Below are 24773 nucleotides of genomic sequence, written 5' to 3'. Positions count from 1 at the left end.
GATGGCAAACTATCGAGGTTACCTAATTGATTTAGACGGAACCGTCTACCAAGGAAAAATTCAAATTCCTGCGGCCCGTCGGTTTATTGCCCGACTGCAAGCACATGAGATTCCCTTTTTATTTGTGACTAATAATACTACGAAAAAACCGGCCGAAGTGGTTGCTAATTTAGCGGTTAACCATGATATTCATGTACAAGAAAGTAATGTTTATACCGCGGGAATGGCGACTGCGGAATACATGAAGGATGACGCTCACAAACGAAAGCTTCCTCTAACTGCCAACGTCATTGGAGAACCAGACTTAAAAAGTTTGATTAGTTTAGCTGGATTTGACGTATTCTCTTCCCAACCGGCGTATGTTGTTGCTGCTTTAGATTATGATTTAACCTATGAAAAAGTGGCTCAGGCGGCCTTAGCAATTCAAAATGGGGCCCGTTTTATTGGGACTAATGCAGATACGTTAATTCCCACCGAACGAGGGAAGCTGCCGGGGGCGGGTTCAATTATTGATTTGCTTCGCTATGCTACCCAGGTTGATCCGATTTTAATTGGGAAACCCAATGACCTGATTATTAAAAATGCGATTAAGTTGTTACAGCTTTCAACTGATCAAGTAGTGATGGTGGGGGATAACTACCAAACAGACATTAAAGCTGGGATCAAGGCGGGAATTGACACTTTATTGGTATACACAGGTGTTTCACATCCGGATGAAGTTCATCAAGAAGACATCCAACCAACACATGAAATCGAGAGTTTCGATGATTGGAAAATTTGATTGGCGACTAATGATGGGGTACTGTTTATTACTCAGTTGGTTTTTCGGGTTTGCCATCATTGTTGGAATTAATTCAGGCTGTTTGTACCATCTGTGTGTGCTTGGTTTACATTTAAATCAGCAATTTCATGTGTCAACGAGGGTTTTAATGGATAACTTTCACCAAATGGTTACTTACATCCAATTTCCCTGGAAAAATCAAATGAATCTGCACTTCTATCGGTTGTCTCCAGCAGCTCAATCTCATTTTTATGATGTGAAGCAGTTAGTTGAAAAAATTGAACTAGTTTTTTTACTGTTGAGTAGTTGGCTGGCTTGGGCTTGCTTTAAGCAAAAAATTTATCGGCAAATTTGGCGCTTAGAAAGCCTCTTAGACGTTACAATGATTGTAATTGGGGTCATTAGCTTTTTTTTGTTACTCGACTTTCAGGACTGTTTTATTTATTTTCATCGCCTGATATTTCAAAGACAAACGTGGATTTTTAATCCCCAAATTGATCCAATTATTAACGTTTTGCCAGATCAGTACTTTGGAGCGGCGTTTGCATTAGTCGTGGTGACATTTTTAGGGGGACTATTAAGTCTACGGCTAGTAGGTTATTATCAACTAAAAAAGACGAGTTCTTGAACTAAGAACTCGTCTTTTTAGTTTATTTAGTTGAATAGCGTTCCTTAAGCATTCCAATTACCGCTGGAATTAAGGAAATTCCGATAATGGAAATGACAACTACGGAGAAGTGCTCTTGAACGAAGGGAATGTTTCCAAAGAAGTAGCCACCACCACAGCAAAGAATTACCCAGGCAAAGCAAGCGGCTAGGTTATATTTAATGAATTTTTGGTAACTGTAGTCACTACTAGCAGCCACAAAGGGAGCAAAAGTCCGTACAATCGGAATGAAACGGGCAATGAAAATTGCAATTGCTCCATACTTATCAAAGAAAGATCGGGCGCGTTCTAGATCCTTTTCTTTAATGAAACGACCTAAAAAGCGATTCTTAGTAATTTTCATTCCGACCTTGCGCCCAATCATGAAGTTGAGTGAATCTCCTAAGATTGATGCTAGTAGGAAAGAAAATACAAAAATCCAAATGTGTAATCCGTATTGAGGATTAGCAGCTAGAGCAGCAGCGGCAAAGAGAAGGGAGTCTCCCGGTAGAAACGGTAAAATTACGGCTCCAGTCTCCACAAAGATAATGAGGAACAGAATTAAATACGTCCAATTACCAAAGATATTAACTAAATAAACTAAATGTTTATCGATATGTAAAAAAAAGTCGATGATTAAATTCATGCGTAAACTCCATTCTAAAATTTGTCTTTCCCTTATTTTAGCAAATAACAACGGGGAAAAAGCAGAATTAAGGATATTTTAATATAAAAAAGGTGTTGACGGGTGACTCCATTCTTGATAAGATAACTTATGTTGTTGAGAGCGAGTTGTTTGATTACTTCAGACAAAAAAGTGATTGACAACTTAGACAATTTCATGATATTATATTGAAGTTGTCTTGTGAGCTTAAAATGATTATTCCGACATAGCTCAGTTGGTAGAGCACCTGACTGTTAATCAGGTTGTCGACGGTTCGAGCCCGCCTGTCGGAGTATTATGGAGAGTTGTCCGAGAGGCCGAAGGAGCATCATTGGAAATGATGTAAACGGGTAAAAGCCTGTTTCGAGGGTTCGAATCCCTCACTCTCCGTATCTAGTAATGACCCGCTGGTCAAGTGGTTAAGACACTGCCCTTTCACGGCAGTAACATGGGTTCGAATCCCGTGCGGGTCACTCATTTTGGAAGATTAGCTCAGTTGGGAGAGCGTCTGCCTTACAAGCAGAGGGTCACAGGTTCGAGCCCTGTATCTTCCACTTTTGGTTCGTTGGTCCAGTCCGGTTTAAGACGCCTGCCTGTCACGCAGGAGATCACGAGTTCGAGTCTCGTACGAACCGTAGTTGCAGTAATGCAACCATAATTGAATAGCGTTATTAACAATGTCATAAATGGTTTGGCTCGGTAGCTCAGTTGGTAGAGCAACGGATTGAAGCTCCGTGTGTCGGCAGTTCGATTCTGTCCCGCGCCATTTATGGAGGGGTAGCGAAGTCTGGCTAAACGCGGCGGACTGTAAATCCGCTCCTTCGGGTTCGGTGGTTCGAATCCACTCCCCTCCACCATATAGGGATATAGTACAACGGTAGTATGTCGGTCTCCAAAACCGCTGATGCGGGTTCGATTCCTGCTATCCCTGTTTATGATGTTATGGCGGTAGTGGTGAAGTGGTTAACACATCGGTTTGTGGTACCGACACGCGTGGGTTCGATTCCCACCTACCGCCCTTTTGATTGTCTTGCATCTGCAAGAAGAGGGCATTTAAACGTAAATGTTTTTCTGGCGGTATAGCCAAGTGGTAAGGCAGAGGTCTGCAAAACCTTCATCGTCGGTTCAAATCCGACTACCGCCTTTGGCTCAATCAATCTTTTGCCGAGATGGCGGAATTGGCAGACGCGCTGGACTCAAAATCCAGTGATCATTGCGATCGTGCGGGTTCGACCCCCGCTCTCGGCATTCTTAGCATTTTTATTCCTTGTATTTAGTCCTCCAAACGTTGATTTAACGGTATTCTTTAAAAAAGAAAAGGGAACTAAAAGGAATAAAACGGATTAAAATGTGTACAGATTGTGTACAGCTTATAAGACTTCAGTTAACGCTGGCGTCTTTTTTTGTATCTTTAGTTATTCCAATATCTGAGTGACCTAATCTTTTACTGATAACGTAAATATCTACGTTATTTGCTAGCAGATAAGCCACGTGCGTGTGTCGTAGCGAATGGAAGTGGAATCCTTGCTTTTTAATTCCAAGCTTTCTAAGGCTTTCTTTGAGCGTTTTATTGACAGCATTAGAAGTAGGGATTGTTCCAAACTGATTAGTAAATACTGCTTCGGTATGGTTAGCTTTTAATTCACTGATAATGTTTAAGACATCAGCGCTAACTCGGATAATCCGCTTGGAGCTTTCTGTTTTTACTGGAATGTATTCTTTTGTTAGTGAGTTCCAGGAACGCTTAATGCTAATGGTTTTGAAGTCCATGTTGATGTCAGACCATTTGAGCCCTTGGATTTCTCCGAGACGCATACCAGTATAAATGGCTAACAAAATCATGTATTTAGACGCGTAATGATGGTTCCTAGTGTTAATTAGATGACTTGTCAGCTGTTTCATTTCCGCACCGTTCAAGTAGTCTACTTTCCACGTTTTGTCTTTGTCATAAACAAGGTGGGTTCGCTGCACAAAATCTTTTTTAAGGTCCCCGTCATAGATTGCATCTTTTACACATGCATGAACGAGCGCATTGATTTTGGAAATCGTTTCTTTAGCATGATTAGATCCATACTCGTCCAGGAACTTCTGATACTTTTCCCGGTTCATATCGCTGAGTAGGGTAGATGGTAGGTATTTTTTTAATACGTTGAGTGTGTGAACATATTGTTGTTTAGTTCGATCGGTGATGGTCTTTTCTTTGTAGGTTTTAAACCATCGCCAGAAGTAGTCGTAGAAGAGGGGTTGAACGTCTGGAATAAACTGTCCGGAGCTTTTATCAACAATCATCTGGCTAATAAAGACTTGGGCTTCATGTTTAGACTTAAACCCGGTCTTTGATTTAAAGTGGCGTTTACCATTATCGTCGTAGTAGTCGATTCTGGCTTGCCAAGCTTTACCACGTTTTCTTATATCTGCCATGGGTTGCCCCTTATAGAACGTATGTTTGCATTTTTGATTAAAATAAAAAGTTCTGGGAATGAACTTTTTATCTATATGGTATACTTGAGCGAGTATTTATATTATTTTGGGGGATTTTATGCAAGCTGAATCAAGCTACCTAATTAAATTTTTATCAACATTGTTAATTTCTGGTACATTGGGATTTATTAATTACAATATTTTAGTTAATAGAGGTGTATTCTCAGTTAACTCAAGAAAAGATGAAAGGAATAAGAGTTATATATTTCTTTCATTTATTGATTTTCTAGTCTTTCAATTTATATATAACTGTATAAATATTGCACTTAGATGCATTAAATCAAATAATATTCTCTTTGTATTTTTAAATGAAAATAAACTAATAATCGGCATTGTTATATCATTAACTTTAATTTATTGTGCAAGTCCTTATATTGTTCCTATTGTACAAAAACATTTATATGAAAAATATAATAAAAAGAGAAATCAAAATAATTTAGCTGATATAGTAAATAAATATCCATCAGAACAAGCTTTTGATACGAAAAATATATTTGTTTTTATTTTTGACTTTGATCATAAATACATTACTTGTGGTTTTGTTTATAGCTTAAACCCATCATTAGAATTTAAAAATCAATTTATTCTTAAACCTTTAAAAAAGAATAAGTATCCGGACAAGTTCATAGAAAACATAGAACTTATAGCAAAATCTGACAAAGCTTTTGAAAAGGCTTCAGAATTTTTGGAAAGCGATCCTAATGAAAATAAAATATATGTTGATACTGATCAAAAGTTAATATATTTTAGTTTTTATCTTAGTTCTCACTAGGATTATCATTTTTTCTTTTTTTATCACTATCATTATGGCTAGTATGCATATCATCTAAACTTGCTAGAACTTTATCTAATTCTTTAGCAAGTTCTTCTGAACCATCTTGATCAAATTGTGATTTTGAAGCAATGAACAAAGATTTATGAGCTATTTCATAATTCCCGTTACTATTGTTCTTCTTTTTATCATTTTCAGATTTAGACATATTTTTACGTTTCCTTTCCAAGCATCCGTCCCCCAACGGATGCTTTTTTATTTTGGGCAAAAATACCCAAAGCCCCAGGCCGGAGTCGAACCGGCCAAAATACCGAATAGGGTTATATTTCTAATTTATCTTGTTTTTTGAGTAATCCATCAAAGTTTCTTGTCCATTTCAATCCTCTTGTATCTTTAAAATCTATGCGTACAGGTTTGTTAATGATACTTTCTTTGTTAAACAAACGACCGCATTGTTGGCCTGGAGGGAATACATCGAAATTGGCAGGTTTTTTATCATACATAATTACATATGGATTACGATTGTTCTTAGGATTTTTTAAGTACGTCTTAACATCGTAAATTGGTAGGTTACTGTCGTTTCTTATAAATATTTCATTAATAGATATCCACGCTGATACTTTTTCAGCCTGCGATCTTTCTTCTTTATTTTGTTTATCTACATTATTCTTATGCCCTAAATGTATAGACCAAGCGACATTTATAGCGGTAAGTATTGGACCACTAGATGACGCTAAAACCATCCAAAAATTATTCATAACATTTACTTTCTTTCAAAAGCATCCGTTAACAGCGGATTTTTTTTTATTTTGGGAAAAATACCCAAAGCCCCAAGCCGGAGTCGAACCGACAAAGCTACCGAGTAGGGCGATGAATTTATTGTTGATTTCCTTGTGTGATTTCGTCTAAACAACCACGTAATTTGTTGCATTCATTAACAGAGGTTTTGGCAACAAACGAATCTGCTTTGGTGGGTTGAGTGATGAATTTGATTTCCCATTGACGTCCTTAGCTGATATTGATTAAAATGGCCAATTTATTGAATTTAGTAATATCTTTTCCACCGGTTATAGCACCAACGACTGCTCCGACGCCACCGGCTAAGGCGCTTCCAACAATAGCCCTCGTAATACCATGATGTTTGTGTTTAGTATCAGCATCACTGACAATTTGGTAACTAATAACGTCACTAAATGGGACCTTTTCAAAAGGGGTTAAAAGCTCTTTTCTGTATATATTTTGGTCCTTAAAATCTACATAAACATTTTGAATATGTTTAGCGCCATCGTCGCTTAGATGCTTCTTTATAATTTTGGCTTCGTCTTTTGAGTGGCCAGCTTCTTCTGCTTCTATTCGGTTCTTTCTAAGCACACTCCAAATAAAAACAGCAGCCAATATTCCAAAAATAAGTACGATAACAATTCCCATGAAAATACCTCCAGTTTCAGCTTTTAACGACGATCAGCGTTTGGTCGTTGCTATTTGAAATGAAATCCATAAATTTTAGCCACTTCATGTAGATAATCAATAGATATACCGAGTTCATCTGCAACTTCAAAATCATTCTCGGGTTTAATCTTTAAAACTTTAGTTAAAGAACTTTTGGGAACGCATTTTTGCATTGCAGATTTACGGGCAATGTACTCTTGATGCGAATTGTTGCCAGATTGATAGTCAGAAATATCCCCAACCGATAAACGATGGTGTTCTAGTTCTTCGTAAAGCCACTGCAATTGCTCTTGGCAGTTTAAATTCTTGTTAATGATTATTTCGTTACCTACATTTATCCCGCATAATCCATTTGGCATTGTTTCAAATGAAAATTTTAGTTCCGGATGTTTTGCCATTAGCTCTTCGATGTCTGTCATGCTTAACACCTACTTATTTATCATGTTTGCGTTTGTACTGAGCCTTCTTGAATTCAATATATTCGTTAATTTCTTGTTTTTGTTCATCCGTTAGGCCATCTAGCATATGAGCAGCTACCGTGGTGTCACCTAAATCTACCGGACGCTCAAGAATGTAATCAACTGTTACTCCAAAGTAGTTTGCCAAAGCAATTAAATCATCATCCTTTATTGATCGTCTGCCTGTTTCCCACATGCCAACGGTACTAGGTGCAACATGTATTGCTTTTGCCAAATCAGTTTGACTCATGTTTTTGATTTTTCTTAATTCACTTATTTTATTTAAATTAGCCATAATTCACACTCCTAGTGTTATGACTAAATAATACTATCACTTACAGTGAAAGAAGGGCGATGTAAATGAAACTAGAGTTTAGAGTTCGAGTTGATTCTCGTGACAACTTGAAAAAGACATTGGATGCAATTAGAGAAGTAACCTATCAAGGTGATTAGACGGAGGTTCATGTAGAATTTAAACTCCCGGAAAATGAAAAAGACTTTCATACTATTTCAACTATCATGAAGGAACGGATGAATCGAAATAAGTTTGATGTTGTTACTGGGGACCCTATTGAAGACGATGATTAATTTTTTCTCCATTATATCTATTGTCAATTTAAGTATGTGTGAATCATAGATAAAAAAGAATATTTTATATGAAGATGCAATGAAATATAGAAAAGAAACTAATTTAGGCGATTCAATTTTTCAAGTTCTTTCACCTGAAATGATAAAGCAACTTCTTTTGTCTCAGAAAAAGTGTAGCCCATCTTTGGACGTAACCAGCGCGGCGTCATTCGTGAATGCCGTAAACGACTCCACAAATTGTGTGACTGCGCAAGTTTTATCACAACCATATTATTCTCGCTTATCTTATCAGCATGAAATACTAAGTCGATTTGAACAAAACCATGAGCTGGTACAGTTCCATAGTTGGCCTTTGGTAATGATACAGCGATTAATCCGTTGGACACTGAACCACCTTTAATAGGAATTAGTCCTTCAGCACTTACATTTTTTAAATCATTCGCATTACTAAATTTGATAGGCGTGTAGTAGTCAGCTTCACCAGTGTCTAAGACAACTCGCAAGTCAAAAAAACTTATATCATTTGCTGAGGGATTTATCATCCACACCACTAAATGTTGCATACTATGTTCTTGATTAATAAGCGATCGTCCATCATCCAAAAGAATACCTGCTACAGAATGCGCTACTTTATCTGTATCTGTTTCCACAATTAGTTTAGAGTGATCACTTTTCCAAACTAAAAAGCCAGCAATTGCAGTGATAATTGCAATCCATTGAGTTGATAACTGATTTAATATCCAAGCGAACAATTCATTGATTATTATCACATTATTATGGATTAACAAAATTATACCTTGTTGCAATTTATAATTACCTCCTTTGAAGTAATTATATCAGACGTTTTTTTTGAAAGGATTTTCGATTAAATCAACTTATATTTATCTGATTTTTATAATTTTGCTTTTATCAATTATTCTTGGAATTTTATTGAGGTAAAAAAAGTGAAAAGACTATGTTATCAAGGATGCATCTGCTCCGGCGGATGACATCCGTTTATACCGTAATCAATGCATTAACCTTTTCCGTCGTCAGAACTTAAATGAAATTGAAGCACGTGAAGTTGCTCGTAGCCTAGTTAATTATTGCTAACCATAATTACATGGATGTGAAAGGTAATTTAGCAAAGAAAGGATGATTTTAATGATTGAGTAAATCATCACAAATAAGATTTTAGACATTCTGCATAATGTAGAGGCAAATTATTCGGTTAAGCAGTGGCCAGCTGCAATGAACCAAGATGAGCTGTGTTCTTATCTTGGTAGTATTGATGCTAAGACGTTGAAAAAGCTTTATACCTTACAACCTGATTGTCCAACCGGAGACTTAGCGAACGGTGTTAGTGCTAACCAATCAATGCTGTCATCATAGACATCTCCACAACCATCACAGTCAAGCCAGCAGGCTCGAGGCCAGATAACCGTTGAAGATGGCTGGTTCAAGAATGGTGATGAGCAAATTGCAGTCCACAGTAATTCTAAAGTGGAAGCCCCAGTTACAGGTTATATGCCAGCTGGTATGTCTATCCACTACTACGTTTACGTGGTAGATGATGTATACACTTGGATTGTTTACACTGGCTACAACGGCCAACGGCTTTATTGCACAGTACGTGTTACAGGCCAAGCTGCTGGGGGAACGTTCTACTATCTTTTATATTAAAGATTATGATAATATTGAAAAATATACACAGCCTTACTCTTTGTGTATATGAAAATATAAGGGACCCATCACCTTAAATGGTGGTGGGTCTTTTTTGCGTTAATGTTCCTTGATTTTGATATCAATAGGTAATATTCTTTCTTTGTTAAATACTTATAGATAACCATATTTTATTGCTATTTTCATATAGCAGAAAAGAGAGATATATGAACAAGTGGGCCGATTATTTAATTAGTGAAGCCACAGAAAATTACGACGGAAACATCGTAAAAATCACCTATAAAATTGATAAAGGAGACACAAAATAGGACCAGGTAGAACGATGTCAAGACAAGAAGTCGTTGATAAATTAAAGCAGGGAAGTACATTTATTACTATTTACCAAAAAGATGGTAAATGGTATAGTGGTAAATCTGTTAGCCTATTTAGAGGAAGATTTATTAAAATGAATCCAAATGATAAGCTTATTGATAATTTAGAGTTTCATTCTTAAAACGCTATGTAATATATATGTAAAAGCCACCAAGTAATTGGCGGCTTTTTTCTTTGAAATTATTGTGTACGTAATGTGTACAAAAACTGTTTTCTTCCTATTATAAAGGCATTAAAAATGCCCGCTCTCGGCATTAAATTTAAAATAAGCGACTTCTTTAATTATAAAGGTGGCGCTTATTTTTTTGGAAAAAGATAAGCGTTGCTAACTAGATGTTAGTGACAAAAGTTTGATTTGTGTCAGGAAAATTTACTAAAATTGGTGCATCATTGCACGGGAAAATCTTCAATAAGTGAGTAAATTTGGCCAAAAAAAAGGATTTAATCACGATCAAGAAATCACATCAAAGTGATTTTTTCATGATTAAATCCTTTTTTAAATTAAGTAGGAATTATCCGAGTAAATAGCCGACGTAGCAAGCTAATAATCCGCCTCCGTAACTAATTAGAAGGTACCCAGCTAAGGAGAGGTACTTTCTTTGAAAGTAAAATGATGCTAACTCTCCATTAAATGTTGAGTAGGTTGTAAAACCACCGATAAAGCCGAGAAACAGGGCAGCAAGCCAGCTGGTGGAGTTAGCACCAAGTAGCATTCCGGCAATGAAACAACCACCGAGATTAACCAATAGGGTGGCCAGAATACCCAATTCTTTCTTTTTCAAGAGGTTGGTAATTGTAGAACGACCAACTGCTCCCAAACCGCTTCCGAGTACAAGAGTAAGAAACACGTTAAATTCCCTCCTTTTCTCGTAAAGCATTAGACCATTGATCTCCTAAAATAGCTAAAATCAAGCCTCCGACCATGGTGATGAGAAGATAAAGCACTAATAAACTAAGGGCATGGTGGAGCAATAAATGACCGACATCCAGAGTAATTCCAGAAAAAGTAGTAAAGGAACCAATTAAGCCCACACCAACAGCTTTACGTAGCTTGGGTGTACAATGGGTTTTGATAGCCCAGTAATTATTCCAGAAAGGAAGTAATAAAGCTCCGCTTAAGTTAATTAGTAACGTTACATACGGAAATGTAACGGTTGGGAGAAAATCAGTTAGACCGATTCGAAGACCACCACCGACAATTCCACCAAGCAAAACTAAAATAGTTTCCACAATTTAGGCCTTCTTTCTGGTTGAGTTAGACTGGCTGGTGGTTAAAGACCAATAGGTGAGCCCGGTTAAAGCTACAGCCTGTAAACAGATGCCTAAACTACCAACTAGGAGAGATTCAATGAGTAGGGGAGTGTTTTTGTGATGGTTAGATTTCATAGTTCCTCCAAACTGTAAGAATAATAGTTAACAATCTAAAAAGGAACCAATGCACAATGCATCGATTCCTTGTATTAGTGCCCTGGGCGAGATTCGAACTCGCACTTGATAAAATCAAACAGCGACCTGAACGCTGCGCGTCTGCCAGTTCCGCCACCAGGGCATGAACTAATTCTATCATATCAAATGCTAAAAATAAACAATCAATTTCACTTCTTTTTTGGGGGAATATGTAGTAAGATAGGAAGAAATTATTGCAGTCTTTTAAAATGACATGGAGTGGTGATGTTCGAATTTTTAAATTGGATTTAATATGTTGCTTATTTAAGGAGTAATAGAAAATTTAGAAAGAAAAGGGATTACAATGGCAGTAAACAGCGAAAAAGGAAATCAAAACGTTTACCTATCGAATGAAGATTTGGATAACATAAAAAGTCAACTATGTTTTGCTATTTATAGCACCAATAAGAAATTCAATCATTTTTACCAAGAGGTATTGAAGAGCTTTGACCTTACATATCCGCAGTATTTGGTAATGATTGTTTTATGGGAATATTCTCCAATTACTGTTCATCAACTAGGGCAAAGTATTGATCTTGACAGTGGGACACTAACCCCATTGTTAAAGCGGTTGGGTAAAAAGGGATGGATTACCAAAACGCGTTCTACAGAAGACGAACGAGTAGTTAATGTTGCTCTTACTTCCTATGCAGAAGAAATGAAGGACAAAATTCGGAATCATGTGGCGAAAGCCTTTGAAGCACTTGGTCTTGATAAAGACGACGTTCAAGAATCGATGGAAGGTCTTTACAGTATTTCTAAGAAATTAGATACGTTGGATATCAAACAATTTAATTCATAATTACTCAATCACATTAAAACCCAAGGAAAGGAGCTCTTTTGGCTTCTTTCCCTTTTTTGTATCTCAAGTCTTTTTTTGCTAGAATTAAAAGGGTTTAGTGCCTGAACTAGGGACGCCTTTTTAATGATGAATTAAGACTAAAATAAAATGGGGTAAGTAAAGCGATGTTGAGCGTTGCAGAGATTATAAATTTATTACAAGAACACCATCTATTAAAAACAACTAATGCCACCGAAAAAACGGATACGTTTAACTCGGTTAGTTATGATTCTCGAACGGTTGAAACAGGCACGCTCTTCTTTTGTAAGGGAAACTTTAAACCGGACTATCTGATTGCTGCTGAACAAAAAGGAGCAACTGGATTTGTCGCTGAGAAGCCCCAATCAGCTAGTTCCAATTTATCGGAATTTATTGTTAGCGATGTGCAAAAAGCAATGGCTCTCCTTTCTGCTGCTTTCTTTAATTTTCCCCAGAATGAACTGACTACTTTTGCCATTACTGGGACCAAGGGAAAAACTACAACGGCTTATTTTCTTCGTGAAGCAATTAATGCTGCTACTAACAATCAAACGGCTTTGTTTTCGACGGTTAATACTATTTTGGGGCCTGATCCAGCAGCGACGTTTAAATCAGAGCTAACCACGCCAGAATCGCTGGACTTATTTAGAAACATGCGCCAAGCCGTCAATAACGGAATGAAATTTTTAGTGATGGAGGTTTCTTCCCAAGCATATCTAAAGAATCGTGTGTTTAATTTACACTTCGAACATGGAACTTTTTTAAATATTTCTCCCGATCATGTTGGTGAAAATGAACATCCGACCCTTGCCAATTATCTGCACTGCAAGGAACAGTTACTGGTAAATTCACGGAAAGTGGTCATTAACGCGGCTACAGATCAGTTACAAGACGTTTATTTTGCTGCCAAGGCCACTACCAATCCAGAAAATATTTATTTGTACGCTAGAAACGGAACCCAGACCGAATTACCAATGCAGTTGGACTTTACCTTTGATAGTGAAGCAGACACCTTAACCGATAATGAAATTTATCTCCGGGCTCTAACAACCAAGGCACAGAAATTGCAATTGGAAGGGAAATATCAAATTGGGATTCCGGGTGACTATAACGAAACTAACGCAGTTGCTGCGATCATTAACGCTGGATTAGCGGGCTTCAAACGGGAACAGCTGCTAACGGGTCTCGCCACCACTCAAATTCCGGGACGGATGGAACGCTACCAAAGCCAAGCTCACGGTACAATCTATGTAGACTATGCCCATAATTATGCCAGTACCAAAGCGCTGCTCCAGTTTTTGAAGACCCAATCTCCTGACGGAAAAACAATTGCCGTCGTTGGAAGTCCAGGTAACAAAGGAATCGATCGGCGGGAAGGATTTGGAAAAGCCCTGAGTGAGGAAGCGGACGTTGCCATTTTAACGACTGATGATCCAGCGTTTGAAGATCCGCTTGCGATTGCGCGAGAAATTGATAGTTACATTGATCACGATCGAGTGCAGGTCTACTATGAACTAGATCGAAAAAAAGCGATTCAAAAAGCAATTCAACTAGGTGCTCCTAGTGATATAATCGTGGTTCTAGGGAAGGGACAAGATCCCTATCAAAAGATTCAGGGAATTGATACCCCTTATCCGACGGATTCAGTGGTGGTAAAACAGTTTTTAAAGCAACTCCAGTAAGTAAACTAACAATTTTAGTCCGTATCAATCTAAGTAAAGAAGGCCCAAAATGAAAAATGTAGTTCCAAAATTTACCCCAATTTTATTGGGAAGTGATTTTAACGTTTACGGAATGGCACGCTCTTTTTACGAATTAACTGGCAAACCAGTCCGTGCAATTGCGCAGCAGCAATTAGCACCAACGCGGTTCTCAAAGATTGTTGATCTAACGTTTATCCCCGGTTTTAGTGAAGATCCGGCTTGGATTAAAGCAATGCGCCAGTTAAAGGAGGAGTATGCAAATCATTCTGAACCGGTGATTTTAATTGGTTGTAGTGATGGCTATGCCGAACTGATTGCGAAGCACAAGGATGAGCTGAACGATGTGTTTATCTGTCCATACGTTGATTACCAACTATTAAAGCAGTTGAACAATAAAGAAAACTTTTATCAGCTGTGTGAAAAATACTCATTACCATATCCAGGGACCAAAATTATTTCTAAGGCAGATTACCAACACCAAAAAATTGACCAACCATTTGGTTATCCAGTGGCAGTCAAACCTGCCAATAGCGTGGAATGGGTTGATATCCAGTTTGAGGGACGGAAAAAAGCCTTTATTATTCGTGATGAAGCTGAATACCGGTCCGTGATTGGGAAGATTTATGATAACGGTTATACGTCAGATGTAATTGTGCAAGATTTTATTCCTGGTGATGATAGTCAGATGAGAGTGGTTAACGCTTACGTTGATCGTTACCATCACGTTAAGATGATGAATTTAGGACATCCACTGTTAGAAGATCCGGCTCCAGGGGCCATCGGGAATTACGTTGCCATCTTGCCAGAGTATAACGATGACATTTACCAGCAGTTAAAACAATTTTTAGAACAAATCGATTACGTTGGCTATGCCGACTTTGACTTAAAGTGGGACGAACGTGATCAGACGTTTAAAGTTTTTGAAATTAATTTACGGCAGGGACGGAGTAGTTTTTACGTAACTCTGAACGGCTGTAATCTAGCTCAATACCTAATTGAAGATTATGTAGAAGATAGTTTAAAGGATCAGCCACTGCTTCTTGGAAACAAAGAGCAAAAAACGTGGAAACTATGGTTAGGGGTTTCTGAAAAGACCTTTGCACAGTATGCACGTGATAACCACGAAAAAGAGCTGGCTATGCAATTAATCCACCAGGGGAAGGTTGGCAATACCTTTTGGTACAAAAAAGATGAAAACCCGATGCGCTGGTTACTGTGGAAATGGATGGATCATCGGTATGCGCAAAAGTTTGCGCAGTACTTCCATTTAGAAAAAGGATGATAAACAATGCAGAAATTTTTTACAATTTTAGGGGGAATGGGGACGGAAGCAACGGAATCCTACATCCATTTGCTGAACGAACGGACCCCAACCCATAAGGATCAGGACTATTTAAACTATATTTTGGTTAACCACGCTACGGTTCCGGATCGAACGGACTACATCGTGGATCCTGACCATCATCAAAGTCCCTTAGTGCCCTTGGCAGAAGATGTGCGACAACAAAGTCAGTTAGGTCCGCAATTTTTTGCGTTACCTTGTAATACTGCTCATTACTTTTATGATCAACTACAGGCATTGACTGATATTCCCATCCTGCACATGCCCAATTTGGCAATTGCCGCCATTGCTAAAAAATTTCCCCAGGCAAAGCGAGTGGGATTAATCGCTACGGAGGGGACTTTAAAAGATCGAATCTATGAAGTGGCAATTCAAGCAGCTGGCTATCAATTTGTAATGCCGACTCCGACCATTGCCAAAGAGACCATGACGTTGATTTATGACGACGTAAAGGCACAAAACTGGGTTGATGCCGATTTATACCATCATATTTTGCAACAAATGGTGGAAGATTTACACTGCGATGTGGTGATTTTGGGATGTACCGAAATTTCAGTTGCAGAGGAGCGGGCCGGTCACGCTAATTTTCCGGTGATTGATGCGCAAGGAGAACTGGTCGATGAATCAATTCGCTTGGCTTTAGCGGCACGTAAACAATAATAGTTTCTGATAAAAAGCGTTCCAATCATCTGATTGGAACGCTTTTAACTTAAGGGGAGCACTAAGAATATGGCCACAATGATACTAATGATGGTGGCCAGTGCAATTGTATGAGACAACATCCCCAAAAACTTACGTTGAAAGGTGATGTCAATTAAAGAAACGGCGACGATGGTGACCAAAAAGTTTGCAAGTGCTAGCCAAGGATGTTGATTAAAATGTTGTAGAACTAACACTACTTCTAAAATTAAGATCATGATGTACAAACCACGACTGATAATTAAGGCCTTGACTACCTGCTTATCTTGATGCAGCAAAATTCCACAACTAGTGGATCCAAGTAGAAGCAGCCAGGCCCCTAAAATGACTAAAATTAACATTGAATTAAACCTCCAAGATGATTTAATTTTATCATACCTAAAGATTGGGAATGACATTGAGGACGGGACGTGTTATAATTTTATTTGTATTGCGGGTGTAGTTTAGTGGTAAAATTCAAGCTTCCCAAGCTTGCGTCGCGGGTTCGATTCCCGTCACCCGCTTTATAATCCCACTGATAAGAGAGTAGTAACTTCAAGACCTGATTAGCGAGTTTAGGGTAGTGAAAGCTAAACCTGGTTAAGATGACGAAAGCGTGCTTTTTAGGGATGAAATGAATATTTGAGTGGGTTATAACCAAAGAGAGTGGTACCGCGGGCTTCTCGTCTCTTACATTAATAGTTTTAATGTAGGAGTTTTTTTATTTTTAAGGAGTGAATAAACATGGATTACAAACAATTAGTAGCTAACGTGGTGGCAGAGGCAGTTGATAACCAGGTTAGTTCCAGTGATGTCTACCCCAAGGTAGAAACACCCAAAACGGCTCAAAATGGTGATTTAGCCTTTCCAACGTTTATGTTGGCCAAAACCATGCACCAAAATCCAAAGGAAATTGCAGAAACAATTGTGGCTAACATTGATTCGGAAGCGTTCGCAAAGGTGCAAGCAGTGGGACCATACGTGAACTTCTTTCTCAATCAGGGACAAGTGAGTTCGCAGGTGTTAGAAACCATTTTGACCGAAAAGGATCACTATGGTGATAATCATGATGGTGATAATGGGGTAGTAACCATTGATATGTCGTCTCCTAACATTGCCAAGCCAATGTCAATGGGGCACTTACGTTCAACTGTGATTGGAAACTCAATCGCAAAGATTTTAACCAAAAATGGGTACCGCCCCATTAAAGATAATCATTTGGGGGACTGGGGAACTCAGTTTGGAAAATTAATCACCGCCTATCTTAAGTGGGGAAACGAAGAAGACGTTAAACGGGATCCAATTCACTACTTAGTTAAATACTACGTGGAATTTCACCAACGAGACGAAGCAGATCCAGCTTTAGACGAAGAAGCACGAGAATGGTTCAAGAAGTTGGAAGACGGTGATCCGGAGGCAGTTAAGCTCTGGAAGTGGTTCCGGGATGTTTCTTTAAAGGCGTTTAATCAAACCTACCAAAAATTAGGCGTTGATTTTGATACTTACAACGGAGAATCGTTTTACAACGACAAGTTACAGGACGTTGTTGACACGTTAAAAGCAGATGGCTTGTTAGAAAAATCGCAGGGAGCTTCTGTAGTTGATTTAAGTGATCAAGATTTAAATCCGGCCTTAATTCTAAAGTCAGATGGTGCTTCTTTATACGTTACTAGAGACATTGCCACGGCAATCTATCGAGACCAAACGTATCATCCGGTGATGAACTTATATGTGGTGGGTTCTGAACAGACTTACTACTTTAAACAGTTAAAGGCGGTTCTACAAAAAATGGGCTTACAGTCCGCTGCCGGTTTACATCACGTGCCGTTTGGTCTGATCACCGTGAACGGAAAGAAACTATCCACCCGGCATGGAAACATTGTGCTGTTAAACGAGGTTTTAGACGAGTCTGTGAAGATGGCTCACCAACAAATCAAGGAAAAGAATCCGACCTTAGCTAACCAAGATCATGTTGCTGAAGAAGTTGGAGTGGGTGCTGTTATTTTTGGGGATTTAAAGAACGCCCGAATTGATAGCATTGATTTCAACATCCAGGAACAGTTGAAATTTGAAGGGGAGACCGGACCATACGTGCAATATGCCCATGCACGAGCTGAAAGTGTTCTGGCTAAAGCGTCTGAACAAGATTATCAAAATGGAAACCATCAGTTAGAGGATCCAGAGGCCTGGGAAATCATTAAACTCTTACAGTCCTTCCCAGACGTGGTCAAAAAGGCCAACGCTGAATTTGAACCATCTGTAATTGCCAAGTACTCATTACGCTTGGCAAAAGCCTTTAATAAGTACTATGCGCACACTAAGATTCTGACTGCTGATGAACAGATTAAGGCTCGATTAGCATTAGTTAAGAGTGTTTCTATCATCTTAAAAGAATCATTACGCTTGCTTGGAGTAAAAGCTCCTGACGAAATGTAATTCCCATTTTCACAAGGCAAGGGCCACTTAAGGTGGTTCTTGCTTTTTTATTAATTCTACCCTGGGTAAATCTGAAAGGCATGTTTTTTTAATTGAGATAAGGTACAATGATTGGGAAGTGCAAAGAGGAGAATGATTAATGATGCAATCTAAACAAACCCCCTGGTGGAAACGTGCATTTCGTGCCATCTGGGAGCAGTTCAAACGACTGAATCATCGCTTTTTACTGACACGATGGTTCATTATCATTGTGTTGTTATTGACGTTAGTTTCTGTGACCTATCTTACGGTGATAGCTAAAACTGCCCACGTTCGTGATTTACAATCAAACTTGTCTCGTTCGACGGTGATTTATGATCAAAATGGAGCGCAAGCGGGGAAACTATACGCGCAAAAAGGAACGTATGTAAATGCTGATCAAATTTCCCCTAATTTAGCGGATGCCATTACTTCAACGGAAGATCGTAATTTTTATCATGAACACGGTTTTTCGATGAAGGGATACGGTCGCGCCGTTTTATTGGCAATTACCAATAAACTAACTGGTAAAAATCAGATTAGTGGGGGTGGGAGTACCATTTCTCAACAACTAGCTAAGAATACCTTCTTATCTCAACAACAGATCTTATCGCGAAAATTTAAAGAATTATTCATTTCAATTGAAATCGAAAACATTTATTCGAAGAAACAAATTCTAACGATGTATATGAATAATGCTTACTTTGGAAATGGGGTTTATGGGGTTCAGGATGCCTCACGCAAGTATTTTGGAATGGATGCGGATGAATTACCGGTGCAAGACGCAGCGGTGCTAGCCGGGATGTTGCAAAATCCTAGCAATAATCCGATTGATCACCCAGAAGCAGCTAAACAACGGCGGAACGTCGTTTTACAGTTGATGGCTGATAATAAGAAGATTCCGCAAAGCAAGGTTAAGTACTACCAGTCGTTACCACTAGGAACAAAGGATACTTTTACGGTTGGCAATAACTATAAGTATCCGTCTTATTTTGATGCAGTGATCAACGAGGCCATTAGTAAGTACGGTTTATCGGAAAAAGCCATTATGAATAATGGTTACAAGATTTATACCAATTTGAATCAGCAACAGCAACAAAGTTTTCAAACGGACTTTAAGGATCCCAGTCTCTTTCCCCAAAATGCAGCTGACGGAACAAAAGTCCAAGCTGCTTCAGTGGCGTTAAACCCTAAAACTGGAGGGGTTCAGGCCGTGGTCGGTGGTCGAAATAAGGATGTCTTTCGGGGCTTCAACCGGGCAACTGACATTAAACGACAACCTGGTTCTACGATGAAACCACTGGCCGTTTATGCCCCTGCCTTAGAGAATGGGTTTAAGTATGATTCAGAGCTGGTGAATAAGAAACTTTCGTATGGCAAGAATCACTACACCCCGAAAAACATTAATGATGTTTATACGGGGAAGGTCCCAATGTATCAAGCGTTAGCCCAAAGTTTAAATGCCCCAGCTGTGTGGACTTTAGATCAAATTGGGGTTAACAAGGGGTATGAAGCCGTCCAGAAGTTTAATTTACCGGTTACTAAAAAAGATGACAATTTAGCATTAGCATTAGGAGGTCTTTCTACGGGAGTTTCACCCCAACAACTGGCAGGAGCTTATACGGCTTTTGCTAATCAGGGAAGGCTCACGAAACCGTTTTACATTACCAAAATCGTAGACTCAACGGGGAAAACGATCGTACAGAACAATGGTTCAACTCCTACACAGGTAATGTCTAAAAATACCGCTCGGCAAATGACCAGTATGATGTTAGGGGTCTTTAATTACGGAACAGGAACTACAGCTAAACCAGCTGGGTACCAAGTGGCTGGAAAGACAGGGAGTACTGAGGCTGACAATAGTACTGATGCAGATGCGACTCGAGACAAGTGGGTTGTTGGTTACACCCCAGATGTAGTTGTGGCTACGTGGGAAGGATTCGACAGTACTAATTCTGAACATCACTTGGAAAATCTGAGTGGAACTGGAGTCAACTCGCTCTTTAAACATCAGATGGAACAAATTTTGCCGTACACGGAGCAACATCAATTTAAAGTCCAAGATACGGCTACGATGATTGCTGCCAAAAATAGTCGGCAAAATAAAGTAACTCCTGGTGGAAGTGAGTGGATGCAAAAAGCTGAAGAATTGAACCAAAAACTCTTGAATAAAGGAACTAACTTAACTGATAAAGCGATTGAGAAAGCGCGGAGTTTCTTAGGATTTTAAGGTTCAGTATGTTAAAATTGAGATAACTTAAATAAAAGGAGAATGAGCATGTCAGATAATAAAATTATGGAACAAGCCCAAAAAATGCAAGAAGCAGTGGTAAAGTCAGAAGAATTTACTAACTTGAAGAACGCCTTTGAAGCATTACAAAACGAAAAAGAAGCTTACAAGGTTTTCACTGAGTTTCAAAAGAATCAAAGTGATTTACGGCAAAAACAAATGGCTGGACAAGAAATTACTCCAGATGACATGAAATATGCCCGGGAATTAGCAGATAAGATGAACACGTTACCAGCCATCAAGGTTTTAATGGAACGGGAAAAGGCCATGGGCAAGTTAATTGATGATGCCAACATGGTAATCACTGAACCACTCCGTAAACTTTACGAAGGTTAGTCAAAAAGAAGTGCTGGGAACGGTACTTCTTTTTTTGTGGCAAAAAAGGAGGAAGTAATGAAGTTTATTCACACTGCTGATTTACATCTTGATACCCCGTTTACGGGAATTAAAGATGATGAAGCAACCCCGCAGACACTTTGGCCAACTTTATACGAGGCTCCCTACGGATCGTTTCAAAAAATTGTAACGGATGCAATTGAGCAACAGGTTGACTTTGTATTAATCGTTGGGGATGTCTTTGATAGCAAAATGCCGAGTGCCGCAGCGCATCAATTTTTTTTGAATGAGATGCAACGCCTTAACCAGCATCACATTCCTGTTTTTCTGTCATTTGGAAATCATGATTTTCAACCAGATGGAAAATCCCCTTTGCAATTTCCTCAAAACGTCCGGATCTTTGGCCCTCAGGTTACTACGGAGCGGTTGACCCTAACAGGTGGAGCAACGGTAGCCGTCAGTGGTTTTAGTTATGATCAGCAAGCTGTTTTGACGGATAAGGTGGCTGACTTTCCGACCGGAAAACAGGCTGATTTTACGATTGGAATGGTTCATGGAGCGGTTAAATCAGGGGTGGATTCACACTATGCTCCCTTCACCGTGCCAGAATTGATCGATAAAGGCTATGATTATTGGGCGTTAGGTCATATTCATAAACGGCAGCAGTTAGCGTCCCATCCTCCAATTAACTATCCAGGAGACATTCAAGGCCGGCATAAAAATGAACCAGGCGAAAAGGGCTATTTATTAATTTCGACTGATGAAACAACTGGTTCACTAGACACGCACTTCGTTGCCACCGCTCCCGTGATTTATGCTGCTTTGGAATTAAAAGTGACCCAAGCAACTGATGTCAACACGGTAGTTAATCAGTTAGTGACTAAAATACAACAAGCCCATTTTCAGCAGTTACACTTGTTAAATGTGGTTTTAACCGCCCCGGCCGATGGAGTTAGTGCCGCAGTTGCTTTAAACGCTCAAAATGGGATCTTATTGGGACAACTGCAACAAACTTTGAAAGATCAGTACCAACAGTTGAATGCGTGGGTTTATGAATTAACAATTAACGAGCAAGAATCATTACATTTTGCTGATTTAGATGAAGTATTTTGGCAGGATACCCAAGCAGACGTATTTAATGAAACCCATGTTAATGAATTGGCCCAAAAGTTGTTTAAACGAGATTTTATTTATCAAGCATTAGGGAATCCAGAAGCAGTGGCCGAGCTGCGGAAGCAAAGCGAAACGTTCCTACAGGGAAAAACTAATCGGGAGGATTTTACCGATGAAAATTGAAACGATTGAGGTTTACAATTACGGAAAACTGCACAATTTGCACTTTCAGTTGGCTAATTTACAGACAATTTATGGGCCCAATGAAGCTGGGAAAACGACCTTGATTAATTTTATTCGGGATATTTTATTTGGATTTGAGCATCGTCAGACCACTCATCCTTACGCTCCCAAGGATAAGAGTCAGATGGGTGGCAAACTAACGGTTACTACCCCCAACGGTTCGTTAGTAATTGAACGGGTAGAGGGAAAAAATGGGGGAGAGGTTACCCTTTTTGATGCGACGGGAAAAGTAGTTCCTAATGATCGGTTACAACAGTTGTTAGGGCCAATTAACCGAGATGTATATGACAAATTGTTTTATTTTGATGCCTCAGCTGGGGAAGAAATTCAAAAGTTAACCACAACCGAGTTAGAAGAACGGATTCGGCGAATTGGAGTAGTGGGGATTAACCAATGGTTGGGATTAGAGAAAGAGATTCAAACCCAAACTGGTGATTTATACAAACCACGGGGAAAGAAACCTGAACTCAACCAGAAGTTGCAAGAACATGATAATTTAGAAAAAGAAATTCAAAGAGCCCAAACCCAATACCCCGAATATCTGGAGTTAACCGAATCCCTAGCCCAGCTAGAAACGGACATTCATTCACTACAGCAACAAGAAGCTACGGCCCAGCAAGAGCTGCAACAAACTTATAAAGAAGAGCAAGATTGGGACGAGTATCAAGAATTAACGGACTTGAAACAACGAAATTTAACGGCTCAAGCTGGATATCGTGTTTCCGATTGGAATCAATTACAAAAGTTGCAGGCAGAAATTGAAGTTTTAACTAAAAACGTGAATCAGCAGCGAAAGCAAGTAACGACGGAACAAGAGCGTACTTTATCAGCGCAGTATCAATTTTATTTGCAACATCAGCATCAAATTGATGATTTAAACGCTCAGTTGCCGCAATATCAAGATCAGTGGCAGCGGCAACAAAATTTACAGGAACAGTTAAAATCGGAAACGATGCGGTTGCAAGATGACGAATTAGAAACGGGTGGTTCAGCTTCTAAACCGTTTACAAAAGCAGATGCCCAACGAGTAGCGCAACTATTGCAACAACAAATGCAGTTACAAAATCAAGTCCAACCGCAGACAAGACAAGCGCCTTCACCTAAAGAGCAACGATCACCGCTCCTATTAATTTTGTTGGGATTGGGACTAATCATCCTGGGATTTGTGTTGGGCAAGTTCTTATTCATGTTGTTAGGAATTGTGGGGTTAATCTTAATTGTGTATGGTGGTTATTTACAGTTTCAACCGCATACGCAACGTTTTTCGTCAGTCCCAGAGAAAACGACCCCAGCCAAATTACAACAAGTGCAGGCAGAATTACAACAAATTGGAGCCAAGTACCAGATTACTAAGGTTGACCCGCAATTGTGGTTGACCACCTTACAAACTAGCATTAAAAAGCGGGATCACCAATGGGAACGAGTCCATCAATTACAACAACAAGTCAATCAATTACAAGAACAACTTAATGGTTATCTTAAGCACTGGCAATTTTTAGATTCAGAAGTACAACTAGCTGGACAATCATCAGAACAACAGCTGCGGACAGTCCAACAGTGGTTGGCTAATCTGAGTGACGAGCGCCAACGTCAAGAACAACTTGATCATCGATTACACACGGACGAACAGCAGCTAACGCAACAGGCAGGGGAACTGCGTCAATTACAACAGCAAATGCAACAAGAGCTTAAGCAACGTCAAGTTCAGAACCTAACGGAATTTAAAGAGCGACTGGAACAGGAGCAACAGCATGAGCAACTTCGAAAGCGGCAATTGACGTTACAACAAAAGTTTACTCCCGAATTGGTTAGTCGCTTGCAACGGTTTAAGGATGGGGCAGCAATCCAAACTCATAGTCGTAAATTGAAACAACAGGTACAAGAACTGCACCAGCAACTTAATCAGTTACTGCAACAGCAAACCGTGCAACAGACCAAGCTCCAGCAGATTAGTAAAGATGGCACCCTAGCCAAACTACGCCAACAACAAGCTAACTTAGAGACAAAGATTGTTGAATTGGCAAAGCAGTGGTTAGTATTGCAACTTTCTCATGATTGGATTGAAAAGGTACTAAATGAAGCTAGTCACGGACGTTTTCCAAAGGTACAACAACTAGCGGAGCACTATTTTGCCATTTTAACCAATCAGCACTACCAACAAATTCGCTACCAGCAAAAGTTAGAGGTTGTTACTGGAACTGGGCAGCGATTTAAGGTACAGGAACTGTCCCGCGGGACAATGCAACAGCTGTATTTAGCTTTGGTGCTAGCTTTAACGGTTTCTTTCAGTGATGAATTTCCATTTCCTATCATAATCGACGATGGTTTTGCTGATTTTGATGAGATTAGGAGGAAACACGCGCTTGAACTACTCCAAACGTTATCACAGACGACTCAAATTATTTACTTTACGGCGCAAGCTCATTTGCTTAAAGTGTTACCAGCCACCAACCAAATTAAATTAGAATAAAAAAA

At 39.2% G+C, this 24773-nt stretch carries 26 protein-coding genes and 13 tRNA genes; 27 read left to right on the top strand and 12 right to left on the bottom strand.

What is annotated here, in order from left to right; translation table 11 throughout:
- Position 1 precedes the first annotated feature (1 nt).
- Both M3M39_RS05885 and M3M39_RS05880 read left to right on the top strand, forming a co-directional pair.
- Positions 2 to 781 carry a TIGR01457 family HAD-type hydrolase gene (locus tag M3M39_RS05885; protein ID WP_252796929.1) on the top strand — a complete coding sequence of 260 codons (780 nt, stop codon included), beginning with the start codon at positions 2 to 4 and terminating at the stop codon, positions 779 to 781.
- Complete coding sequence (locus M3M39_RS05880; protein WP_338028468.1) at positions 714 to 1409, top strand: TIGR01906 family membrane protein; 696 nt, start codon at positions 714 to 716, stop codon at positions 1407 to 1409. The genes M3M39_RS05885 and M3M39_RS05880 overlap by 68 nt, the downstream gene beginning before the upstream one ends.
- Before the next feature lie 22 nt (positions 1410 to 1431).
- Here M3M39_RS05880 and M3M39_RS05875 read toward each other — a convergent pair whose 3' ends face one another.
- On the bottom strand, positions 1432 to 2073 hold the full coding sequence (locus tag M3M39_RS05875; protein ID WP_252796928.1) for a VTT domain-containing protein: 642 nt from the start codon (positions 2071 to 2073) through the stop codon (positions 1432 to 1434).
- 238 nt (positions 2074 to 2311) lie between these two features.
- Here M3M39_RS05875 and M3M39_RS05870 point away from each other — a divergent pair.
- From M3M39_RS05870 to M3M39_RS05820, 11 genes are all read left to right on the top strand, one after another.
- Positions 2312 to 2384: transfer RNA gene (locus M3M39_RS05870), tRNA-Asn, on the top strand.
- A 6-nt stretch (positions 2385 to 2390) separates the two neighbouring features.
- A tRNA-Ser gene (locus M3M39_RS05865) sits at positions 2391 to 2481 on the top strand.
- Positions 2482 to 2492: 11 nt separating this feature from the next.
- Positions 2493 to 2564, top strand: a tRNA-Glu gene (locus M3M39_RS05860).
- 8 nt (positions 2565 to 2572) lie between these two features.
- A tRNA-Val gene (locus M3M39_RS05855) sits at positions 2573 to 2645 on the top strand.
- Between the two features lie 5 nt (positions 2646 to 2650).
- Positions 2651 to 2726, top strand: a tRNA-Asp gene (locus M3M39_RS05850).
- Positions 2727 to 2784: 58 nt separating this feature from the next.
- Positions 2785 to 2857, top strand: a tRNA-Phe gene (locus M3M39_RS05845).
- A 5-nt stretch (positions 2858 to 2862) separates the two neighbouring features.
- Positions 2863 to 2948, top strand: a tRNA-Tyr gene (locus M3M39_RS05840).
- 3 nt (positions 2949 to 2951) lie between these two features.
- Positions 2952 to 3022: transfer RNA gene (locus M3M39_RS05835), tRNA-Trp, on the top strand.
- A gap of 14 nt (positions 3023 to 3036) precedes the next feature.
- A tRNA-His gene (locus tag M3M39_RS05830) sits at positions 3037 to 3109 on the top strand.
- Positions 3110 to 3164: 55 nt separating this feature from the next.
- Positions 3165 to 3235, top strand: a tRNA-Cys gene (locus tag M3M39_RS05825).
- Between the two features lie 19 nt (positions 3236 to 3254).
- Positions 3255 to 3339: transfer RNA gene (locus M3M39_RS05820), tRNA-Leu, on the top strand.
- Positions 3340 to 3471: 132 nt separating this feature from the next.
- Here M3M39_RS05820 and M3M39_RS05815 read toward each other — a convergent pair.
- Positions 3472 to 4512, bottom strand: coding sequence for a site-specific integrase (locus tag M3M39_RS05815; protein WP_252796927.1), 1041 nt, complete (start codon positions 4510 to 4512; stop codon positions 3472 to 3474).
- Positions 4513 to 4630: 118 nt separating this feature from the next.
- Between M3M39_RS05815 and M3M39_RS05810 the strand changes: the two genes are divergently transcribed.
- Positions 4631 to 5344, top strand: a complete 714-nt coding sequence (locus tag M3M39_RS05810; protein ID WP_252796926.1) for a hypothetical protein — start codon at positions 4631 to 4633, stop codon at positions 5342 to 5344.
- On the opposite strand, the gene M3M39_RS05805 is transcribed toward M3M39_RS05810, so the two are convergent.
- From M3M39_RS05805 to M3M39_RS05780, 6 genes are all read right to left on the bottom strand, one after another.
- The gene (locus M3M39_RS05805) at positions 5331 to 5552 is read right to left on the bottom strand and encodes a hypothetical protein (RefSeq protein WP_252796925.1); all 222 of its coding nucleotides are present in this window, start codon (positions 5550 to 5552) and stop codon (positions 5331 to 5333) included. The two genes, M3M39_RS05810 and M3M39_RS05805, sit on opposite strands and share 14 nt — an antisense overlap.
- A gap of 112 nt (positions 5553 to 5664) precedes the next feature.
- A complete protein-coding gene (locus tag M3M39_RS05800) occupies positions 5665 to 6102 on the bottom strand; it encodes a hypothetical protein (RefSeq protein WP_252796924.1) in 438 nt (145 codons plus the stop codon).
- A 250-nt stretch (positions 6103 to 6352) separates the two neighbouring features.
- A complete protein-coding gene (locus tag M3M39_RS05795) occupies positions 6353 to 6772 on the bottom strand; it encodes a hypothetical protein (protein ID WP_252796923.1) in 420 nt (139 codons plus the stop codon).
- 50 nt (positions 6773 to 6822) lie between these two features.
- On the bottom strand, positions 6823 to 7212 hold the full coding sequence (locus M3M39_RS05790; RefSeq protein WP_252796922.1) for a hypothetical protein: 390 nt from the start codon (positions 7210 to 7212) through the stop codon (positions 6823 to 6825).
- A gap of 13 nt (positions 7213 to 7225) precedes the next feature.
- Positions 7226 to 7546 carry a helix-turn-helix transcriptional regulator gene (locus tag M3M39_RS05785; RefSeq protein WP_252796921.1) on the bottom strand — a complete coding sequence of 107 codons (321 nt, stop codon included), beginning with the start codon at positions 7544 to 7546 and terminating at the stop codon, positions 7226 to 7228.
- A gap of 391 nt (positions 7547 to 7937) precedes the next feature.
- Positions 7938 to 8645, bottom strand: a complete 708-nt coding sequence (locus M3M39_RS05780) for a hypothetical protein (protein WP_252796920.1) — start codon at positions 8643 to 8645, stop codon at positions 7938 to 7940.
- 424 nt (positions 8646 to 9069) lie between these two features.
- Here M3M39_RS05780 and M3M39_RS05775 point away from each other — a divergent pair, with 424 nt between their 5' ends.
- The 3 genes from M3M39_RS05775 (at position 9070) to M3M39_RS05770 (ending at position 9994) form a co-directional block, all read left to right on the top strand.
- Positions 9070 to 9210, top strand: coding sequence for a hypothetical protein (locus M3M39_RS05775; RefSeq protein ID WP_252796919.1), 141 nt, complete (start codon positions 9070 to 9072; stop codon positions 9208 to 9210).
- Between the two features lie 45 nt (positions 9211 to 9255).
- Positions 9256 to 9501, top strand: coding sequence for an SH3 domain-containing protein (locus M3M39_RS07495; RefSeq protein WP_420843010.1), 246 nt, complete (start codon positions 9256 to 9258; stop codon positions 9499 to 9501).
- Between the two features lie 322 nt (positions 9502 to 9823).
- Entirely contained in the window at positions 9824 to 9994 is a 171-nt protein-coding gene (locus tag M3M39_RS05770) for a hypothetical protein (protein WP_252796918.1), read from the top strand.
- 391 nt (positions 9995 to 10385) lie between these two features.
- Here the strand turns inward: M3M39_RS05770 and M3M39_RS05765 are convergent, their stop codons facing one another.
- The 3 genes from M3M39_RS05765 to M3M39_RS05755 all read right to left on the bottom strand — a co-directional run bounded on the left by M3M39_RS05765 (position 10386) and on the right by M3M39_RS05755 (position 11422).
- Positions 10386 to 10721 (bottom strand): fluoride efflux transporter FluC, encoded by a 336-nt coding sequence (locus M3M39_RS05765; RefSeq protein WP_252796917.1) that lies wholly within the window; start codon positions 10719 to 10721, stop codon positions 10386 to 10388.
- Position 10722: 1 nt separating this feature from the next.
- Positions 10723 to 11103: a CrcB family protein gene (locus tag M3M39_RS05760; protein WP_252796916.1), complete on the bottom strand. Its 381-nt coding sequence runs from the start codon at positions 11101 to 11103 to the stop codon at positions 10723 to 10725.
- Between the two features lie 234 nt (positions 11104 to 11337).
- Positions 11338 to 11422 (bottom strand) — tRNA-Leu (locus M3M39_RS05755).
- A 201-nt stretch (positions 11423 to 11623) separates the two neighbouring features.
- On the opposite strand from M3M39_RS05755, the gene M3M39_RS05750 reads away from it, so the two are divergent.
- The 4 genes from M3M39_RS05750 (at position 11624) to M3M39_RS05735 (ending at position 15844) form a co-directional block, all read left to right on the top strand.
- Positions 11624 to 12121, top strand: coding sequence for a MarR family winged helix-turn-helix transcriptional regulator (locus M3M39_RS05750; RefSeq protein ID WP_252796915.1), 498 nt, complete (start codon positions 11624 to 11626; stop codon positions 12119 to 12121).
- Between the two features lie 164 nt (positions 12122 to 12285).
- Positions 12286 to 13821, top strand: coding sequence for a UDP-N-acetylmuramoyl-L-alanyl-D-glutamate--2,6-diaminopimelate ligase (locus tag M3M39_RS05745; RefSeq protein WP_252796914.1), 1536 nt, complete (start codon positions 12286 to 12288; stop codon positions 13819 to 13821).
- A gap of 49 nt (positions 13822 to 13870) precedes the next feature.
- The gene (locus M3M39_RS05740; protein WP_252796913.1) at positions 13871 to 15124 is read left to right on the top strand and encodes a carboxylate--amine ligase; all 1254 of its coding nucleotides are present in this window, start codon (positions 13871 to 13873) and stop codon (positions 15122 to 15124) included.
- Positions 15125 to 15130: 6 nt separating this feature from the next.
- Complete coding sequence (locus M3M39_RS05735; protein ID WP_252796912.1) at positions 15131 to 15844, top strand: aspartate/glutamate racemase family protein; 714 nt, start codon at positions 15131 to 15133, stop codon at positions 15842 to 15844.
- 44 nt (positions 15845 to 15888) lie between these two features.
- On the opposite strand, the gene M3M39_RS05730 is transcribed toward M3M39_RS05735, so the two are convergent.
- A complete protein-coding gene (locus tag M3M39_RS05730; RefSeq protein ID WP_252796911.1) occupies positions 15889 to 16224 on the bottom strand; it encodes a DUF1516 family protein in 336 nt (111 codons plus the stop codon).
- Positions 16225 to 16315: 91 nt separating this feature from the next.
- On the opposite strand from M3M39_RS05730, the gene M3M39_RS05725 reads away from it, so the two are divergent.
- The 6 genes from M3M39_RS05725 to M3M39_RS05700 all read left to right on the top strand — a co-directional run bounded on the left by M3M39_RS05725 (position 16316) and on the right by M3M39_RS05700 (position 24768).
- A tRNA-Gly gene (locus M3M39_RS05725) sits at positions 16316 to 16386 on the top strand.
- Between the two features lie 220 nt (positions 16387 to 16606).
- Entirely contained in the window at positions 16607 to 18298 is a 1692-nt protein-coding gene (argS, locus tag M3M39_RS05720; RefSeq protein WP_252796910.1) for an arginine--tRNA ligase, read from the top strand.
- Positions 18299 to 18440: 142 nt separating this feature from the next.
- Positions 18441 to 20546: a transglycosylase domain-containing protein gene (locus tag M3M39_RS05715; protein ID WP_420843009.1), complete on the top strand. Its 2106-nt coding sequence runs from the start codon at positions 18441 to 18443 to the stop codon at positions 20544 to 20546.
- Positions 20547 to 20594: 48 nt separating this feature from the next.
- Positions 20595 to 20942 carry a YlbF/YmcA family competence regulator gene (locus M3M39_RS05710; protein ID WP_252796908.1) on the top strand — a complete coding sequence of 116 codons (348 nt, stop codon included), beginning with the start codon at positions 20595 to 20597 and terminating at the stop codon, positions 20940 to 20942.
- Between the two features lie 57 nt (positions 20943 to 20999).
- Positions 21000 to 22238, top strand: a complete 1239-nt coding sequence (locus M3M39_RS05705) for a metallophosphoesterase family protein (protein WP_252796907.1) — start codon at positions 21000 to 21002, stop codon at positions 22236 to 22238.
- Positions 22228 to 24768 (top strand): ATP-binding protein, encoded by a 2541-nt coding sequence (locus M3M39_RS05700; RefSeq protein ID WP_252796906.1) that lies wholly within the window; start codon positions 22228 to 22230, stop codon positions 24766 to 24768. The genes M3M39_RS05705 and M3M39_RS05700 overlap by 11 nt, the downstream gene beginning before the upstream one ends.
- Positions 24769 to 24773: the final 5 nt, after the last annotated feature.

Origin of the sequence: Fructilactobacillus hinvesii (assembly GCF_024029435.1) — a bacterium.
Lineage (GTDB): Bacteria > Bacillota > Bacilli > Lactobacillales > Lactobacillaceae > Fructilactobacillus > Fructilactobacillus hinvesii.
The sequence above is the reverse complement of the archived record's forward strand: the minus strand, read 5'-3'. Positions and strand labels throughout refer to the sequence as shown.

Coding starts and splice junctions, on each gene's coding strand:
- M3M39_RS05735 (WP_252796912.1), top strand. CDS start 15,131: ATGCAGAAATTTTTTACAATTTTAGGGGGAATGGGGACGGAAGCAACG.
- argS (WP_252796910.1), top strand. CDS start 16,607: ATGGATTACAAACAATTAGTAGCTAACGTGGTGGCAGAGGCAGTTGAT.
- M3M39_RS05795 (WP_252796923.1), bottom strand. CDS start 6,772: ATGGGAATTGTTATCGTACTTATTTTTGGAATATTGGCTGCTGTTTTT.
- M3M39_RS05875 (WP_252796928.1), bottom strand. CDS start 2,073: ATGAATTTAATCATCGACTTTTTTTTACATATCGATAAACATTTAGTT.
- M3M39_RS05885 (WP_252796929.1), top strand. CDS start 2: ATGGCAAACTATCGAGGTTACCTAATTGATTTAGACGGAACCGTCTAC.
- M3M39_RS05750 (WP_252796915.1), top strand. CDS start 11,624: ATGGCAGTAAACAGCGAAAAAGGAAATCAAAACGTTTACCTATCGAAT.
- M3M39_RS05705 (WP_252796907.1), top strand. CDS start 21,000: ATGAAGTTTATTCACACTGCTGATTTACATCTTGATACCCCGTTTACG.
- M3M39_RS05715 (WP_420843009.1), top strand. CDS start 18,441: ATGCAATCTAAACAAACCCCCTGGTGGAAACGTGCATTTCGTGCCATC.
- M3M39_RS05700 (WP_252796906.1), top strand. CDS start 22,228: ATGAAAATTGAAACGATTGAGGTTTACAATTACGGAAAACTGCACAAT.
- M3M39_RS05730 (WP_252796911.1), bottom strand. CDS start 16,224: ATGTTAATTTTAGTCATTTTAGGGGCCTGGCTGCTTCTACTTGGATCC.
- M3M39_RS05805 (WP_252796925.1), bottom strand. CDS start 5,552: ATGTCTAAATCTGAAAATGATAAAAAGAAGAACAATAGTAACGGGAAT.
- M3M39_RS05775 (WP_252796919.1), top strand. CDS start 9,070: ATGAACCAAGATGAGCTGTGTTCTTATCTTGGTAGTATTGATGCTAAG.
- M3M39_RS05810 (WP_252796926.1), top strand. CDS start 4,631: ATGCAAGCTGAATCAAGCTACCTAATTAAATTTTTATCAACATTGTTA.
- M3M39_RS05815 (WP_252796927.1), bottom strand. CDS start 4,512: ATGGCAGATATAAGAAAACGTGGTAAAGCTTGGCAAGCCAGAATCGAC.
- M3M39_RS05770 (WP_252796918.1), top strand. CDS start 9,824: ATGTCAAGACAAGAAGTCGTTGATAAATTAAAGCAGGGAAGTACATTT.
- M3M39_RS05710 (WP_252796908.1), top strand. CDS start 20,595: ATGTCAGATAATAAAATTATGGAACAAGCCCAAAAAATGCAAGAAGCA.
- M3M39_RS05800 (WP_252796924.1), bottom strand. CDS start 6,102: ATGAATAATTTTTGGATGGTTTTAGCGTCATCTAGTGGTCCAATACTT.
- M3M39_RS05740 (WP_252796913.1), top strand. CDS start 13,871: ATGAAAAATGTAGTTCCAAAATTTACCCCAATTTTATTGGGAAGTGAT.
- M3M39_RS05745 (WP_252796914.1), top strand. CDS start 12,286: ATGTTGAGCGTTGCAGAGATTATAAATTTATTACAAGAACACCATCTA.
- M3M39_RS05785 (WP_252796921.1), bottom strand. CDS start 7,546: ATGGCTAATTTAAATAAAATAAGTGAATTAAGAAAAATCAAAAACATG.
- M3M39_RS05790 (WP_252796922.1), bottom strand. CDS start 7,212: ATGACAGACATCGAAGAGCTAATGGCAAAACATCCGGAACTAAAATTT.
- M3M39_RS05880 (WP_338028468.1), top strand. CDS start 714: ATGAAGTTCATCAAGAAGACATCCAACCAACACATGAAATCGAGAGTT.